Source organism: Pseudomonas sp. HLS-6 (assembly GCF_002753995.1).
In the GTDB taxonomy this organism is placed as follows: domain Bacteria; phylum Pseudomonadota; class Gammaproteobacteria; order Pseudomonadales; family Pseudomonadaceae; genus Aquipseudomonas; species Aquipseudomonas defluvii.
Window position 1 is genome coordinate 4,091,030 of the sequence record NZ_CP024478.1, and the last position, 16,461, is coordinate 4,107,490.

The window sequence follows — 16,461 nt, forward strand, 5'->3', positions numbered from 1 at the left end:
CAAGGCCACTGTGATGAAATGCGACACTACGCTCTTTCGCCCAGCCAAGCCTGCACTTGCCGTGAAACCCCGTCTGATCCGTCACCTGTTTCTGCCACCACTGATCCTCCTGCTGATGATCGGCCTGGGTGTGGCCGGCTTTCTGATCAGCGAACACAACGGCATACGCACCTTGAGCGAAACAGGCGAACGCCAGCTTGAGCTGCATGCGCGAGCGGTCGAGAGCGAAATCAGCAAGTACACCTACCTGCCAAGCTTGCTGGAGTTGGAGCAGAGTGTCTCAAGCCTGCTGAACGAAACGGATGGCGAACATCGCCAGGCCGTCAATGAATACCTCGAGGGCCTGAACCGACGTAGCCGCAGCCGGGCGATCTATGTCCTGGATACCAGCGGCCGGGTACAGGCCACGAGCAACTGGCGCGATGTCGACAGCTACCTGGGCGAAGACCTGTCCTTCCGTGCCTACTTCCAGGATGCCGTGCGCGGCCAGCCTGGACGTTTCTATGGCATTGGCAGCACCACGGGCGAACCCGGCTATTACCTGGCACACGGCCTGGAAGAGCATGGCAAGATCATTGGCGTTGCGGTCATCAAGGTGCGCCTTGAAGCCCTCGAAGAACGCTGGCAACGGGCACGTCTGGAAGCCTTCGTCAGCGATGAGAATGGCATCATCATCCTCTCCAGCGACCCTGCGCGGCGTCTGAAGTCAGTACGACCACTGACACCGGAAACCAAGGAGCGCCTGGCACGCAGCCTGCAATACTACTGGTGGCCACTCAACGAACTGCAGCCGCTGTCGCGCGAGAAACTGGGCGACGGCGTGGAGAAGCTGAGTTTCCCGGCCAATGCCGAGCTCGGTGACAGCCACCATGAAGTCGCCTACCTGGCCCAGACTCGCCGCCTGAGTGATACCCCCTGGCACTTTACCCTGCTGACACCACTGCAGGACCTGCGCCGCGAGTCGATCGTTCAGGGGGTACTGGCGGCCGTGGCCTTCGCACTGCTGGCCATCCTCCTGATTGCCTGGAACGAGCGGCGTAAAGTGATCGCCACGCGCTTGGCCGCCAGAGAAGCCCTGGAAGAAGCCAATAGCCAACTGGAGCGCAAGATCGCCGAAAGAACAGCCGATCTGCGCGCCAGTAATGAACGCCTCAAGGGCCAGATCCGTGAACGGCGCCATGCCGAGCAGACACTGCGCCATGCTCAGGACGAACTGGTTCAGGCTGGCAAGTTGGCGGCCATCGGCCAGATGTCTACCAGCATCGCTCATGAACTCAACCAGCCGCTGGCAGCATTACGCACACTGTCCGGCAACACCGTTCGCTTCCTCGAACGCGGCGCGCTGGAAACGGCCAGTACCAACCTGCTGACCATGAACGACCTGATCGATCGCATGGGCCGCATCACCGCCAGCCTGCGCTCATTTGCACGACGTGGTGATGACGGCGGCCAAGCCTCCTTGAGCAACGCGGTGGAGGCCAGCCTGCAGGTACTCGGCAACCGTATCGCGAGCAGCCAGTTGCAGGTGCACAACGCGTTCGACGGTCAGCAACTGGCCATCGACCAGACGCGGCTGGAGCAAATTCTGGTCAACCTGATCGGCAACGCCCTCGATGCCATGGCCGCGCAGCCCCAACCACAGCTATGGCTGGAAGGCGAACTGCTGAACGACAAGTACCGTCTGCGTGTACGCGATAATGGTCATGGCATTGACGATGAAACACGTAAGCACCTGTTTGAACCCTTTTTCACCACCAAACCCGGAGAGCACGGCCTGGGCCTGGGCCTGACCTTGTCCGCCAGCCTTGCCGCCGCTGCCGGCGGCAGCCTGAGTGTCGAACATCCCGCCAGTGGCGGTACCGCGTTCATCCTCAGCCTGCCCCTGGTGTCCGCCGCCTCAGAACCTGCCGAGTCCTTATGAACCAAGCGCCACTTACCGTCCTGATCGTCGAAGATGACCCGCATGTGTTGCTCGGCTGCCAGCAGGCATTGGCACTGGAGGACATCGCCAGTGAGGGTGTCGGCAGCGCTGAAGAAGCGCTGCAGCGGATCGGCGATGACTTCGCTGGAATCGTCGTCAGTGACATTCGCCTGCCTGGCATCGACGGCCTGGAGTTGCTCAGTCGACTCAAAGCCCGCGACCCTAGCCTGCCGGTGGTACTGATCACAGGTCACGGCGACATCAATATGGCGGTGGGCGCCATGCGCAATGGCGCCTATGACTTCATGGAAAAGCCCTTCTCGCCAGAACGTTTGGTCGACGTGGTGCGTCGCGCCCTCGAACAGCGTGGCCTGGCCCGCGAAGTGTTTGCCCTGCGTCGTCAGCTGGCCGAGCAAAGCACCCTGGAAGGCCGGATCATCGGCCGCTCGCCGGCCATGCAGGAGCTACGTGAGCTGATTGCCAACGTCGCCGACACCTCGGCCAACGTGCTGATCGAAGGTGAAACAGGTACCGGCAAGGAATTGGTGGCGCGCTGCCTGCACGACTTCAGCCGACGCCAGGGTCAACCGTTCGTTGCACTCAATTGCGGTGGCCTGCCAGAGAACCTGTTTGAAAGCGAAATCTTCGGCCATGAGGCCAATGCCTTCACCGGGGCCGGCAAACGCCGGATCGGCAAGATCGAACACGCCAATGGTGGAACGCTGTTCCTCGATGAAGTCGAAAGCATGCCGATCAACCTGCAGATCAAACTGCTGCGAGTCCTTCAGGAACGCACCCTGGAGCGCTTGGGCTCGAACCAGAGCATCGCGGTCGACTGCCGGGTAATTGCCGCCACCAAAGCCGACCTCGACGCCCTCGGCCAATCCGGCCAGTTCCGCAGCGACCTGTACTACCGCTTGAACGTGGTGACGCTGGAACTCCCACCGCTGCGCGAGCGCCGTGAAGACATCCTGCAGTTGTTCGAGCACTTCCTGCTGCTGGCATCATTGCGCTTTGATCGCGAAGTACCAGCGCTCGACAGCCAGACCCTGTCACGCCTGATGGCGCACGATTGGCCGGGCAATGTCCGCGAACTGCGCAACGTTGCAGAGCGCTATGCCTTGGGCCTGCCGGCATTCAAAAAAGCCGGTTCCAGCCCTGCGCAGGGCCTGGGTTTTTCCGAAGCCGTCGAAGCCTTTGAACGCAACCTGCTCAGCGACGCCCTGCAACGCACCGGTGGCAACCTCAGCCAGGCCAGCCAGGAATTGGGCATGGCCAAAACCACGCTGTTCGACAAGGTCAAGAAATACGGCCTGGGCTGATGCCCGGGCGTGATGCCACTGGATAGAGAATCAACGTGGACCTGCTACTCAAAGCCTGCCTCGGCGCTGCTGTCGTGGTGATACTCGCGGCCCTGGCCAAAACCCGCAACTACTACATCGCCGGGCTCGTCCCGCTGTTCCCCACCTTCGCCCTGATCGCCCACTACATTGTTGGCAAGGGCCGCTCCGTGGACGACCTGAAGACCACCATCCTGTTTGGCATGTGGTCGATCATCCCCTACTTCGTCTACCTCGCCGCACTCTACCTGCTGGTAGACCGCCTGCGCCTTGAAGCCTCACTGGCCCTGGCCGCTGTCGCCTGGCTGATCGCGGCAACGGTACTGGTAAGCGTCTGGGTACGCTTTCACTAAAGCTGAGCCCAGTGGCTGAGGTCTTCGCGATGCTGGCGCAGGTAAGGCAATACGGCCTCAAGCAAAGGCGCCTTGAACGGCTCCTGAAAGCGGTGCGCCAAGCCGGGAATCAAGCGTAACTGGCTGCCCTGAATATGCGCAGCCAAGTGCACACCATGCATCACCGGCAACAGCGGATCAGCCGTGCCATGCACCACCAGTGCCGGCAGCCGCAAACGGTTGAGCAGTTCGACACGGCTGGGTTCGGCTAGGATTGCCATGATCTGCCGCTTGACCCCATCAGGGTTGAACGCACGGTCGTAGGATGCCGCGGCCTGTTGCAACAACACCTGCCGGTCGTCCATCACCTGCGGGCTGCCCAAGGCGGCAAGCAGGTCAGCTTGCTGCTCAATGGCTGCATCCCGGTTCGGTGCTCCACGCCGAGCCAGTTGCTCCACCAGTGCCGGGTTCGGCGCAGGCAACCCGGAAGCGCCGGAACTGGACATGATCAGCGTCAGGCTTTCTACCCGCTGCGGCGCGAGGTCAGCCAGGTGTTGAGCGATCATCCCGCCCATGCTCACACCCAGAACATGAAAGCGCCTGACCTGCAACGCGTCCATCAACCCCAGGCCATCTTCGGCCATGTCCGTCAGGGTATAAGGCGCCGACACCGGCAGCCCGACTTTGTAGCGCAGTACTTCGTAGGTCAGGTTGGCGCTGACCGGTGGTTGATTCCAGGCCGACAACCCAACGTCGCGGTTGTCGTAGCGAATGACCCGAAAGCCTTGCTCGCACAGCGCAGCCACCACCTCATCCGGCCAATGGATAAGTTGCCCGCCCAGGCCCATGACCAACAACAGCGCAGGGTCGGAGCGACGCCCGATACTTTGATAAGCCAGGCTGACCTGCGCCAGTTCGACCCGCTCAGTTGGCACGTTGACGTCACAGCGTGACGCGGCGAACGCAGGTGCACCGCACAGCAGTGCGACAAAAAAGAAAAATGCCCGCATGACAGAAACACCAGAATGCAAATCCCCAGTAGAGCGCGAGTCTGATGACTTTCATTCGGGCGCGCTGCCACAAAACAGTGACCGTTTCATGACAATCGCCAAATGGTCAGACCTGCGGCGAACGCCGCAGGCCCATTGCCTTATGCAAGCTGGCTGCGCAACTGCCGTGCCGCCGCCACCATGTTCACCAAGGCTGCTTCGGTCTCCGGCCAGGCACGCGTCTTCAGGCCGCAATCCGGGTTCACCCAGAGGCGCTCGGCCGGAATAAGCGTGGCGGCCTTGCTGATGAGCTTGACCATCTCGGCGGTGTCCGGCACTCGTGGTGAGTGAATGTCATAGACACCAGGGCCAATGTCATTGGGGTAGTCGAACGCTTCAAAGGCCTCCAACAGCTCCATGTCCGAGCGCGATGTCTCAATGGTGATGACATCGGCGTCCATTGCCGCAATCGCCTCAATCACATCATTGAACTCGCTGTAGCACATGTGGGTATGAATCTGGGTATCGTCACGCACCCCGCTGGAACACAGCCGGAAGGCCTCCACCGCCCAGTCCAGATAGTCCTGCCATTGAGCCTGGCGCAACGGCAAACCCTCACGGAAAGCCGCCTCGTCGATCTGAACGATCTTGATGCCGGCCTTTTCCAGATCCTGCACTTCATCACGAATCGCCAACGCCAGTTGCTGCGCCTGAACCTTGCGCGAGACATCTTCACGCGGGAAGGACCACATCAACATCGTGACCGGGCCTGTCAGCATGCCTTTCATGACCTTGTCGGTCTGACGCTGAGCGTACGCGATCCAGGCCACCGTCATGGCTTGCGGCCGGCTCAGGTCGCCGTAAATGATCGCCGGTTTGACGCAACGCGAACCATAGCTCTGCACCCAGCCGAAACGGGTGAATACATAGCCATCCAGTTGCTCGGCAAAATACTCGACCATGTCGTTACGTTCGGCTTCACCATGCACCAGCACATCCAGCCCCAGGCGCTCTTGCACCTTTACCGCATGACGAATTTCGCTGTGCATGGCATCGGTGTAGTCGCTGGCCGACAGCTTGCCTTGCTTATAGGCCTGACGTGCCAGACGAATCGCCGACGTCTGCGGGAACGAGCCAATGGTGGTGGTCGGGAAGGCAGGCAACTTCAATCGCTGCCGCTGCGCTTCGATACGCTGGGCGAAAGGTGACTGACGCTGACTGTCGCGAGCACTCACCGCAGCAACCCGCGCCTGAACCTGCGGCTTGTGAATACGTGACGATTGCGCCCGGCTGTGTTTTACCGCGCGGCTGCTGCTCAAGGCGGCCTGCACGTCAGCGGCCTGCAGGTTGTTCAGCGCCTTGGCCAATACAGAAATCTCACTGCATTTCTGTACGGCAAACGCCAACCAGCCTTTCAATTCGGCATCGAGCTTGTCCTCACGCGCCAGGTCCACCGGGCTGTGCAACAGTGAGCAGGAGCCGGCGACCCAGAGGTTGCTGCCAAAGCGCTGACGCGCCTGCTGCAGTTGCTCCAGCGCCTGGTCCAGGTCGCAACGCCATACGTTACGGCCATTGACCACGCCCAACGACAGCACCTTGTAGCTCGGCAGACGATCGAGCACTGCCGGGAGTTGCTCCGGCGCACGTACCAGGTCGACATGCAGGCCATCCACCGGCAGGCTGACGGCCAACCCCAGATTGTCTTCCAGAGCACCGAAGTACGTCGCAACCAGCTTTTTCAGAGGGGAATACTGAAGAATGTGATAAGCCCGCTCAAAGGCACTCTTCCACGCCTGCGGCAGATCCAGGCACAGGATTGGCTCATCGATCTGCACCCACTCCACGCCTTGTCGAGCCAGGCGGCTGAGAATCTCACCGTACACGGGCAGCAGTCGCTCAAGCAGGTCGAGCTTGTCGAAGCCCTCACCCTTGGCCTTGCCCAACCACAAGTAGGTCAGCGGGCCGATCAGCACCGGCTTGACCGCATGGCCCAGCGCTTGCGCTTCAGCGACCTCATCGAACAATTGTTCCCAACTGAGCAGGAAACGCTGATCGGCACTGAACTCCGGCACCAGGTAGTGATAATTGGTATCGAACCACTTGGTCAGTTCCTGAGCGTATTGGGCCTGCCCCTGCGAACTAGTGCAGCAGGTCGCTGCACCACGCGCCATGGCAAACACGGTATCGAGGGTTGGCAGACCGTCATCGCCCCTGGTCGCGGCAAAGCGCTCAGGAATGGCGCCGAAGGCTACCGAGTGCGCCAGTACCTGGTCGTACCAGGCGAAGTCACCGACCGGCAGCAGTTCGATACCCGCCTCTTTCTGAACCTGCCAATGGCGTGCGCGCAACTCACGGCCAACCGCCAACAGCCCTGCCTGATCCAGGTCGCCCTTCCAATAGGCCTCCAGGGCTTTTTTCAATTCACGGTCAGCGCCGATGCGCGGAAAACCAAGGTTGTGGGCCAGTGCCATGACAAAACGTGCTCCCTGTAAAAGATGACGCTATTGTCGACAGCCGAGGCAACTTGAGACAAACTCAATAAATTCGTGTTCATCTCAAAGTTTACTCATGGAGCCTTCCGGTGCTTGAAATTCGTCACCTGAAAACCCTGCACGCCTTGCGCGAGGCCGACAGCCTGGTAGAGGCAGCAGAACGCCTGCACCTGACCCAATCGGCGCTGTCGCATCAATTCAAGGAGCTGGAAGAGCGTCTGGGTATGCAACTGTTCATGCGCAAGACCAAACCCCTGCGCTTCACCAGTGCCGGCCTGCGCCTGCTGCAGTTGGCCGACGCCACCCTGCCCTTGCTGCGCAGCGCCGAGCGCGATATTGCGCGTTTGGCCGGCGGTACTGCAGGGCGCCTGCATATGGCCATCGAATGCCATAGCTGCTTTCAGTGGCTGATGCCGACCATCGACCAGTTCCGCGATGCCTGGCCGGAGGTCGAACTTGACCTGGCCTCGGGTTTCGCCTTTGCACCGCTGCCCGCACTGGCACGTGGCGACCTGGACCTGGTGGTGACCTCCGACCCATTGGAGTTGGCCGGGATTACCTATGTTCCGCTGTTCACTTACGAGGCCATGCTGGCCGTCGCCAATCAGCACCCTCTTGCGGGCAAGAGCTATGTCGTACCCGAAGACCTGTCCAGCGAAACCCTGATTACCTACCCGGTGGAGCGCGACCGCCTGGATATCTTCACCCGCTTTCTGGAGCCGGCCGACATTGAGCCCGCACAGGTGCGTACCGCGGAGCTGACGGTGATGATGATGCAGTTGGTCGCGAGCGGCCGCGGCGTCTGCGGCATGCCACATTGGGCGCTGCACGAGTACAGCTCACGTGGTTATGTGAAGGGCAAGCGTCTGGGCGAGAAAGGCCTGTTCGCCACGCTGTACGCGGCGGTGCGTACCGATATGCTCGACGCCCCGTACATGCGCGACTTCCTGCTGACCGCCAAGGACACCTCCTTCTCCACGCTCGACGGCGTCAGCGCGGTGCGTTGAAGGATCAGGCTGGAGCGTGCGTCAACGTTCTGTAGAGCGGCAGAATCCAGTCTCGGGTCAAGGGGGCCAGTTCAAGGTTCAGGGTCGCGTTTGCATCGACCCAGACGGCCTCCTCGATCTCTGCTGCGGGCTCGACACTGGCGTCGGTATGAACCTGGAACAGTTCTGCCTGCACCTCAAACCCAGGCTCGTTGGCCGCTGGCGCGCTGAATACGCCAAGGTAGCCTGCTTTCAAGGGGTCGATCTGCAAGCCCAGTTCCTCGTGCAGCTCACGGACCAGGGCAGCGACAGGTTGCTCATGGGCTTCAATCTTGCCGCCGGGCTGCATGAAAGCCTGCGTGCCACGCTTGCGCACAAGAAGGGTTTGACCCTGCGGGTCGATCAACAGGGCAGCGGCAATGCGAATGATCTTGGTCATGGTCGGCTCTTCACGGAGAACGCGCAATGATACACGCAAGATCTCTGAACACAGACCTCACCGGGAGACCCTGGGCTGGCGTTTGAATCCTGAACCGGGCTATGGTCCAGGATTGCCCAGGCCCTGAGCCTGACCGAGCCATCGCAAGGACCCCGTATGAGCCTGTCACTTCTCAGTCGCTACGCCTTTTTTGTCTGTTGTGTACTGTTCACCCTCGCCAGCCTGCCGTTTCTTGAAAACGACTGGCTTTGGCCCTTCACCCTGACCACAGGCGTACTTAGCCTGATTGGCCTGGTTGATTTACTGCAGAATCGCCACGCCGTCAGGCGCAATTACCCGATTTTGGGCAACATCCGCTACCTGGTCGAAGGTATTCGACCGGAGATCCGCCAGTACCTGCTGGAAGCTGACAGTGATGCCCTGCCCTTCTCTCGCGCGCAGCGCTCACTGGTTTATGCCCGAGCCAAGAACGAGGCCTCGGACAAGCCCTTTGGCACGCTGATCGATGTCTACCAATCGGGCTTTGAGTTCATTGGCCACTCCATGCGCCCGGCGCCACTGAGCGACCCGAACAGCTTTCGAGTCATGGTCGGCGGCCCGCAATGTACACAGCCGTATTCAGCCTCGGTGTTCAACATCTCGGCCATGAGCTTTGGCGCACTCAGCGCCAATGCCATTCGTGCGCTGAATCAGGGCGCCAAACTCGGCAACTTCGCCCACGATACTGGCGAGGGCAGCATCAGCCCTTACCACCGCGAGCATGGCGGCGACCTGACCTGGGAACTGGGCAGCGGCTACTTCGGTTGCCGCACGGCGGAGGGTCGCTTCGACCCTGAGCGTTTTGCGGAACAGGCGCGCAACCCGCAAATACGGATGATCGAAATCAAGATGAGCCAAGGGGCCAAGCCCGGCCACGGTGGCATTCTGCCCAAGCACAAGGTCACCCGTGAAATCGCCGAAACCCGCGGCGTAGCCATGGGTGAAGACTGCATCTCACCGTCACGACACAGTGCCTTCTCGACCCCGATCGAGCTGATGCAGTTCATCGCTCAATTGCGCGAACTCTCCGGCGGCAAGCCAGTAGGCTTCAAATTCTGCCTGGGCCACCCGTGGGAGTTCATGGGTATTGCCAAGGCCATGCTGGAAACCGGCATTCTCCCGGACTTTATCGTCATCGACGGCAAAGAAGGCGGCACGGGCGCGGCGCCCGTGGAGTTCACCGACCATATCGGCGTGCCGATGCGTGAAGGCCTGCTGTTCGTACACAACACACTGGTCGGGCTGAACCTGCGCGACAAAATCAAACTGGGGGCCAGCGGCAAAATCGTCAGTGCCTTCGACATTGCCAGTGTCCTGGCCATTGGTGCCGACTGGGCCAACTCGGCGCGCGGCTTCATGTTCGCCATCGGCTGCATCCAGTCGCAAAGCTGCCACACCAACAAGTGTCCAACCGGTGTCGCAACCCAGGACCCACTGCGCCAGCGCGCCTTGGTGGTACCCGACAAAGCCCAGCGGGTGTTTCACTTCCACCGCAACACCCTCAAGGCCCTGGCCGAAATGCTCGCGGCAGCTGGCCTGGATCACCCTTCACAGCTGCAGGCCAAACACCTGGTACGGCGCATGTCCGCGACCGAAATCAAACTGTTCTCGCAACTGCACGTGTTCCTCAAGCCTGGTGAACTGCTGACAGGCGCAGTCAGCGGCGAGTTCTACCAGCGTATGTGGCGCATGGCCCGGGCTGACAGTTTTGAGGCGCACACAGACGTAGCCTGATTCAACGGAAAAAACCGGCCCAGCTTGCTGTGGGATGCCGGGGCTTCGGCGGGGTGTCAGAGCCTTCGCGGCGTCTGCATCGCGGGCAAGACCCGCTCCCACAGCTGGCGCGGGCTCTGTTGGAGCAGGCTCGCCTGCGATGGCGTCGGTAGGGTGCCTGCGAGTTCGCGGTGGCTGCATCGCGGGCAAGACCAGTTCCCACAGCTGGCGCGGGCTCTGTTGGAGCAGGCTCGCCTGCGATGGCGTCGGTGGGGTGCCTGCGAGTTCGCGGCGCCTGCATCGCGGGCAAGCCCGGCTCCTACAGGCTGCGCGGGCTCTGTTGGAGCAGGCTCGCCTGCGATGGCGTCGGTAGGGTACCTGCGAGTTCGCGGTGGCTGCATCGCGGGCAAGACCCGTTCCCACAGCTGGCGCGGGCTCTGTTGGAGCTGGCTTGCCTGCGATGGCGTCGGGTGGGGTGCCTGCGAGTCCGCGGTGGCTGCATCGCGGGCAAGACCCGCTCCCACAGCTGGCGCGGGCTCTGTTGGAGCTGGCTTGCCTGCGATGGCGTCGGTGGGGTGCCTGCGAGTCCGCGGTGGCTGCATCGCGGGCAAGACCCGCTCCCACAGCTGGCGCGGGCTCTGTTGGAGCTGGCTTGCCTGCGATGGCATCGTTGGCTTGGAAAAACAAACCCCCGCTAAAAAGCGGGGGTTCGTCAGCAGCCTGATCCGGTCACTGGACCGGGTTTTCGATCAGGACACAGAGCGCGCCACGGCCACACTGTCCTCTTTCGGGGACAGCTTGAACACGTAGTACAGCACCGTCAGCAGCACCAGGAAGGCTGGGCCGACGTACAGTGCGATACGGGTTTCCTCAAAGTACGCCATCAGGCCTACCACCAGGATCAGGAACGCCAGCGCCAGGTAGGAGCTCAACGGCCACAGCCACATGCGGAACTGCAGACGGTCACGTTCGGCCTTGGACAGGCCAGCACGGAACTTCAGTTGCGCCAGCAGGATCATGACCCAGGTCCAGATCGCACCGAAGGTAGCGATAGCGGTGACCCAGACGAACACTTTTTCCGGTACTAGGTAGTTGAGCAGTACACCCAGCAGCAATGCCGCGATCGACAGCAGCAGCGCGTTGCGCGGCACGCCGTTGCTTGAGGTGCGGGCAAAGGAGGCAGGCGCCTGGCCATTCTGCGCAAGGCTGTAGAGCATACGACCGGTACTGAAGATACCGCCGTTGCAGGACGACAGTGCCGCAGTGATCACCACGAAGTTGATGATGCCGGCAGCGGTCTTGATGCCCAGACGTTCAAAGGTCATCACGAACGGGCTGCCCTGGCTGCCAATTTCGTTCCATGGGTAGATGGACAGGATCACAAACAGTGCGCCGACATAGAACAGCAGGATGCGCCAGAATACCGAGCCAATGGCATGCGGAATGGTCTTTTGCGGGTTACGCGCTTCGCCGGCAGTCAGGCCGATCATTTCTACGCCAAGGTAGGCGAACATCACCATTTGCAGCGACATCAGCACGCCGGTCACGCCGTTAGGCATGAAGCCGCCATTGCTCCAGAGGTTGGAGATGCCCAGCGCGACGCCATCGTTACCGAAGCCAAACGCGATCACGCCGATACCGCCCAGTACCATCGCGATGATGGTGACGATCTTGATCAGGGCGAACCAGAACTCGAACTCACCAAACGCCTTGACTGCGATCAGGTTGACCCCACCCATGCTTGCCAGGGCCGCCAGGGCCCAGATCCAGCGAGGTACATCAGGGAACCAGATGCCCATGTAGATGGCCACCGCCGTGATTTCAGCAACACAGGTCACCAACCACAGGAACCAGTAGTTCCAGCCGGTCAGGAAGCCTGCCAATGGGCCGAGGTAGTCTTGCGCGTAACGGCTGAAGGAGCCGGCGACCGGGTTGTGAACGGCCATTTCACCAAGGGCACGCATGATCACCAGGATCGCCAGACCGCCAATGATGTACGACAGCATGATCGCAGGCCCGGCCATTTCAATGGCCTTGGCCGACCCCAGGAACAGGCCGACACCGATACAGGCACCCAGTGCCATCAGGCGGATGTGACGCTCTCCGAGTTCTCGCTTGAGCGGACCGCCTTGGGCGGTCTCGCCGTGAGAAGGGTGGTTGCCGACTGACATAGAAATACAACCTCATTTTGTTATTGGATATAAACCGATCGTGCAGACCTGGCACCGCCGATAGGCAGGTACGAAGCCTTGCCGGGCCAACCTTTTGGGTGAGCCCGTCAACCCGCAAAACACCACGCAGGCTGAGCAAAAGGGGCGAGCAGTATAAAAAGGCCATCGCAGGTCTTTTCACTATAAAAACCAGGATCTTTGGCGAGAAGTCTCGGCAAAATCCGCTTATACGGAGTGGCATTCCCCGCGCTTACCCCTCCCTCAAAAACAGGGCGGGTAAAATAGCACCAAACCAGGGCATTACAACCACAACCAAAGGCGCATGCTCCGATTACGCTCCGAGAAATGCCTTACAAGCTTCTACAAATTTTTCACCTAAGCTGCTCAGCGTCTAAGCTTCAGGCAAGCAAGACGAATACACGTAGCCGGGCTAAAGACTATGGGCGCACTGTGGCAATCGGAACCAACAACGGCTGAAGCCCCTTCTGAACGTCTGGAAGACGTGCCTCCACCCAAAAGCCCTCGCAAGCGTCGCGTCTGGTGGCGGCTGCTGTGGCCCTTGTGGTTATTGCTACTGATCGCCCTCATCGCTGTGGGCTTCGCCATCGCCGAAGAAATGCAGACGTCACGTTTGCAGTCACGTGAATTCAGCCACTTTGCAGCAACCCTCAGTTACTCGATGCAAAAAGGCCCGAGCGACGCGATCATGTATCCGGGCGATGGCCCGTTCGATAAGCGCTTGGGCTACAGCGCACTCGGTGACTTCCTGCCTCGCCTGCTCAAGCGCGACTATCTGGTCAGCGAGCAAACACGCTTTTCCCCCGAGCTGATGAACTATGCCAAGCATGGTTTCTTCGTGCCTTACACCGAAAAAATCCAGGCGGGCTTGTCGATTACTGACTGTAAAGGCGAGGCCCTGTATCAGTATCACTATCCGCAGCACCTCTACTCCGACTTTGCTTCGATCCCGCCGGTGATCGTTCACAGTTTGCTGTTCATCGAAAACCGCGACCTGCTTGACCCCAATGATCCCAATGCAAACCCGGCAGTCGACTGGCCACGCTTCGCCAAGGCGGCCTATACCCAGGTCGCCAAGTACCTGGCCCTTCCGGGCCAATCGGCAGGTGGCAGTACCCTGGCCACTCAACTGGAAAAATACCGGCACTCCCCTGACGGGCTGACCGTGTCTGGCAGCGAAAAAATACGGCAGATGATTTCGGCCAGTGTCCGTGCCTATCAGAACGGCCCACAAACCCTGGAAGCCCGGCAACGTATCGTGCGCGACTACCTCAACAGTGTGCCGCTGTCGGCCGTCCCCGGGCATGGCGAGGTGCATGGTATGGCCGAAGGCTTGAGGGTCTGGTACGGCGCGGACTTCGCCCAGGTCAATCAGTCGTTGTTGTCCACCGACAACGACCCGGCCAGCCTTGCCGCACGAGGGTTGGCACTGCGTCAGGTGCTCTCGCTGATGATCGCGCAGCGTCGGCCATCGTATTTCCTGTCCAAAGGCCGCAATGATCTGGCCGAACTGGCCGACAGTCACGTGCGCCTGCTCGCGGCCAACAACATCATCGATCGATCACTGGCTGACGCCGCGCTGGCCAGCAAAGCGACCTACCGTGACTGGGTTGCCCAGCCGACCATTGTCCCCATCGTTACCAACAAGGGCATCAGCCTGGCCCGTGCGCGGCTCTCGGCGATGCTCAACCGCCCCCTGTACGACCTGGACCGCCTTGATCTTTCAGTCACCAGTACGCTGCAGTCCAGCCTGCAAGACCAGATCAGCGAATACCTCAAAAATCTAGCGGACCCGGCCTTTGCAGAAAAAACCGGGCTGTTCGGTGAACGCCTGCTGACCCCGACCACCACAACCCAGGTACGCTACAGCTTCACCCTCTTTGAGCGCACCCCGGACGGTGCACGGGTACGGGTGCAAACCGACAGCACCGATCAACCCTTCGACATCAACGAAGGCAGCAAGTTGGAACTGGGTTCAACCGCCAAACTGCGGGTACTGACCACCTACCTGGAGATCATCGCCGAACTGCATGATCGCTATGCCGACAAAAGCCCGGCCGAGCTGAAAAAAGTCGAGGTGCCCGAGCTGGACCGCATTACCGGCTGGGCGGTGGATTACCTGATTCAGAACAAGGACCGCAACCTCAGCGCGATGCTTGATGCGGCACTGGAGCGCAAGTACTCGGCCAACCCTGGCGAAGCCTTCTTCACGGGTGGAGGCTTGCACGTCTTCAACAACTTCCGCCGCGAAGACAATGGACGCCTGCCGACACTGAAGGATGCCCTGCGCGAATCGATCAACCTCCCCTTCATTCGCCTGATGCGTGATCTGGTGCGCTACAGCACGTACCAATCACCGAACAACAGCGGCCAACTGCTCAAAGACGATGCAGACCCACGTCGCCAGGAGTATCTGGCACGTTTCGCCGACCGCGAAGGCACCGACTATCTCAAGCGATTCTGGAAAAAGTACCAACGCAAGACATCCCAGGAGCGCCTCGACACCTTTCTCGACAGCCTGAATGTCACACCGATCCGCTTGGCTGCCGTACACCGGTACCTGTTTCCCGAAGCCGACCAGGCAACCTTCAACGCCTTTGTGCAGGCCCACTTGAAAAAGGACACTTCAGCCGATAAGCGCAAGAAAGACGCGTTGACCGAAAAACGGCTCGAGGAGATGTACATAAACTACGGCCCGGGCCGCTACGACCTGCCCGACCAAGGCTATATCGCCCGGGTTCACCCACTGGACTTGTGGCTGCTGGGCTACTTGCTGAAAAACCCCGGAGCACAATTCAAGGATGCGGTTACAGCCAGCCATTTCGAACGCCAGGAAGTCTATAGCTGGCTGTTCAAGAGCCGGCACAAAGGCGCCCGCGACAGCCGTATTCGGACACTGGTGGAAATTGAGGCGTTTCTCGACATCCATCAACGCTGGAAGCGTGTCGGTTATCCCTTCGACCACCTGGTGCCATCGCTGGCCACTGCTATCGGCAGTTCTGGTGACCGCCCCGCCGCCCTGGCCGAACTCATGGGTATCATCTTGAACGACGGCGTACGCATGCCCACCCTGCGCATCGACACCCTGCACTTCGCGGCCGACACCCCTTATGAAACGCGCCTGATCAGTGACCCAGACCGCGGCGAACGGGTATTGCCGGCGGAGGTCGCCAAGGCCCTGCGCGGTGCGCTGTCACAAGTGGTTGATGCCGGTACGGCACGTCGGGTGTCGGGTAGCTTCAAACTGCCTGACGGTACAGCACTGGTCATGGGCGGCAAGACCGGCACCGGCGACAACCGCATCGAAAGCTTCGGGGCAGGCGGACGCATCCTCGGATCACGTTCACTGAACCGTACTGCGACATTCGTGTTCTACATCGGCGACAGCCATTTCGGCACCCTGACCGCCTTCGTTCCAGGGCGAGCAGCCGAATCGTTCAAGTTCACCTCAGCATTGCCGGTACAAGTGCTCAAGGGCATGGCGCCACTTCTGATGCCCTACCTTGTGCCAGGCACCCATACGTTGTGCAACATACCCACGCTCACCGCTCAGCGAGGCGCAACGGTTCAATGACCGTGAAAGCGCTTGGCCGTGGTGAAGCTATTGCGCCAGTAACGATTGCTTAACGAATCGATACGAATCGCCTTGCCGCTACGGGGTGCATGAATGAATTGCCCCTCGCCGATGTACAACCCGACATGGCCAATACGACCTTGGCCGTTGCGGTTAAAGAACACCGCATCACCGCGCTTGAGTTGCGGCGGGCTTATGGTCTTTCCCTGCCCCTTGAGCATGGATGATGTGGTGCGCGGCAAGCTGATACCCACCTCACTACGGTACAGATAGACCAACAAGCCACTGCAATCAAAACCGCTCTTTTCCGACATTCCGCCCCAACGGTAAGGCACGCCGATGAGCTCATGGGCGCGTTCGACCAGCCGGTCGAGGTTTGCCTCGAGTTCCTGGCGGGCCACGTAGTCGTGCCCACCCTTAGGGGTAACCAAATGAACATTCGCCTGG

Annotated in this window: 11 protein-coding genes; 6 read left to right on the forward strand and 5 right to left on the reverse strand. The window is 60.5% G+C overall.

The genetic code is table 11. The features are described 5' to 3' along the window. The first annotated feature begins 13 nt into the window (after window positions 1-13). Genes CS390_RS19215 through CS390_RS19225 form a run of 3 tightly spaced genes read left to right on the forward strand, consistent with a single transcriptional unit; the run spans window position 14 to window position 3,614 of the window. Window positions 14-1,921 (forward strand): ATP-binding protein, encoded by a 1,908-nt coding sequence (locus CS390_RS19215; RefSeq protein WP_065759362.1) that lies wholly within the window; start codon window positions 14-16, stop codon window positions 1,919-1,921. Continuing rightward, window positions 1,918-3,243, forward strand: a complete 1,326-nt coding sequence (locus CS390_RS19220; protein WP_065759331.1) for a sigma-54 dependent transcriptional regulator — start codon at window positions 1,918-1,920, stop codon at window positions 3,241-3,243. The genes CS390_RS19215 and CS390_RS19220 overlap by 4 nt, the downstream gene beginning before the upstream one ends. Window positions 3,244-3,278: 35 nt before the next feature. Then, window positions 3,279-3,614 carry a GlpM family protein gene (locus CS390_RS19225; RefSeq protein WP_065759332.1) on the forward strand — a complete coding sequence of 112 codons (336 nt, stop codon included), beginning with the start codon at window positions 3,279-3,281 and terminating at the stop codon, window positions 3,612-3,614. Here the strand turns inward: CS390_RS19225 and CS390_RS19230 are convergent. Beyond that, window positions 3,611-4,603 carry an alpha/beta fold hydrolase gene (locus tag CS390_RS19230; protein WP_065759333.1) on the reverse strand — a complete coding sequence of 331 codons (993 nt, stop codon included), beginning with the start codon at window positions 4,601-4,603 and terminating at the stop codon, window positions 3,611-3,613. The genes CS390_RS19225 and CS390_RS19230 overlap by 4 nt on opposite strands. Before the next feature lie 140 nt (window positions 4,604-4,743). Further along, entirely contained in the window at window positions 4,744-7,053 is a 2,310-nt protein-coding gene (gene metE / locus CS390_RS19235; RefSeq protein WP_065759334.1) for a 5-methyltetrahydropteroyltriglutamate--homocysteine S-methyltransferase, read from the reverse strand. Between the two features lie 110 nt (window positions 7,054-7,163). On the opposite strand from metE, the gene metR reads away from it, so the two are divergent. After that, window positions 7,164-8,081, forward strand: coding sequence for a transcriptional regulator MetR (gene metR / locus CS390_RS19240; protein ID WP_065759335.1), 918 nt, complete (start codon window positions 7,164-7,166; stop codon window positions 8,079-8,081). Between the two features lie 4 nt (window positions 8,082-8,085). Here metR and CS390_RS19245 read toward each other — a convergent pair whose 3' ends face one another. Then, complete coding sequence (locus CS390_RS19245; RefSeq protein WP_099775622.1) at window positions 8,086-8,499, reverse strand: NUDIX domain-containing protein; 414 nt, start codon at window positions 8,497-8,499, stop codon at window positions 8,086-8,088. Between the two features lie 156 nt (window positions 8,500-8,655). On the opposite strand from CS390_RS19245, the gene CS390_RS19250 reads away from it, so the two are divergent. Further along, the gene (locus CS390_RS19250; RefSeq protein ID WP_099775623.1) at window positions 8,656-10,272 is read left to right on the forward strand and encodes an FMN-binding glutamate synthase family protein; all 1,617 of its coding nucleotides are present in this window, start codon (window positions 8,656-8,658) and stop codon (window positions 10,270-10,272) included. Between the two features lie 728 nt (window positions 10,273-11,000). Here CS390_RS19250 and CS390_RS19255 read toward each other — a convergent pair. Continuing rightward, the gene (locus CS390_RS19255) at window positions 11,001-12,422 is read right to left on the reverse strand and encodes an amino acid permease (protein ID WP_099775624.1); all 1,422 of its coding nucleotides are present in this window, start codon (window positions 12,420-12,422) and stop codon (window positions 11,001-11,003) included. Window positions 12,423-12,861: 439 nt separating this feature from the next. On the opposite strand from CS390_RS19255, the gene CS390_RS19260 reads away from it, so the two are divergent. Further along, window positions 12,862-16,014: a transglycosylase domain-containing protein gene (locus CS390_RS19260; RefSeq protein ID WP_099775625.1), complete on the forward strand. Its 3,153-nt coding sequence runs from the start codon at window positions 12,862-12,864 to the stop codon at window positions 16,012-16,014. Here the strand turns inward: CS390_RS19260 and CS390_RS19265 are convergent. Then, on the reverse strand, window positions 16,008-16,445 hold the full coding sequence (locus tag CS390_RS19265; protein ID WP_245704320.1) for a C40 family peptidase: 438 nt from the start codon (window positions 16,443-16,445) through the stop codon (window positions 16,008-16,010). The two genes, CS390_RS19260 and CS390_RS19265, sit on opposite strands and share 7 nt — an antisense overlap. Window positions 16,446-16,461: the final 16 nt, after the last annotated feature.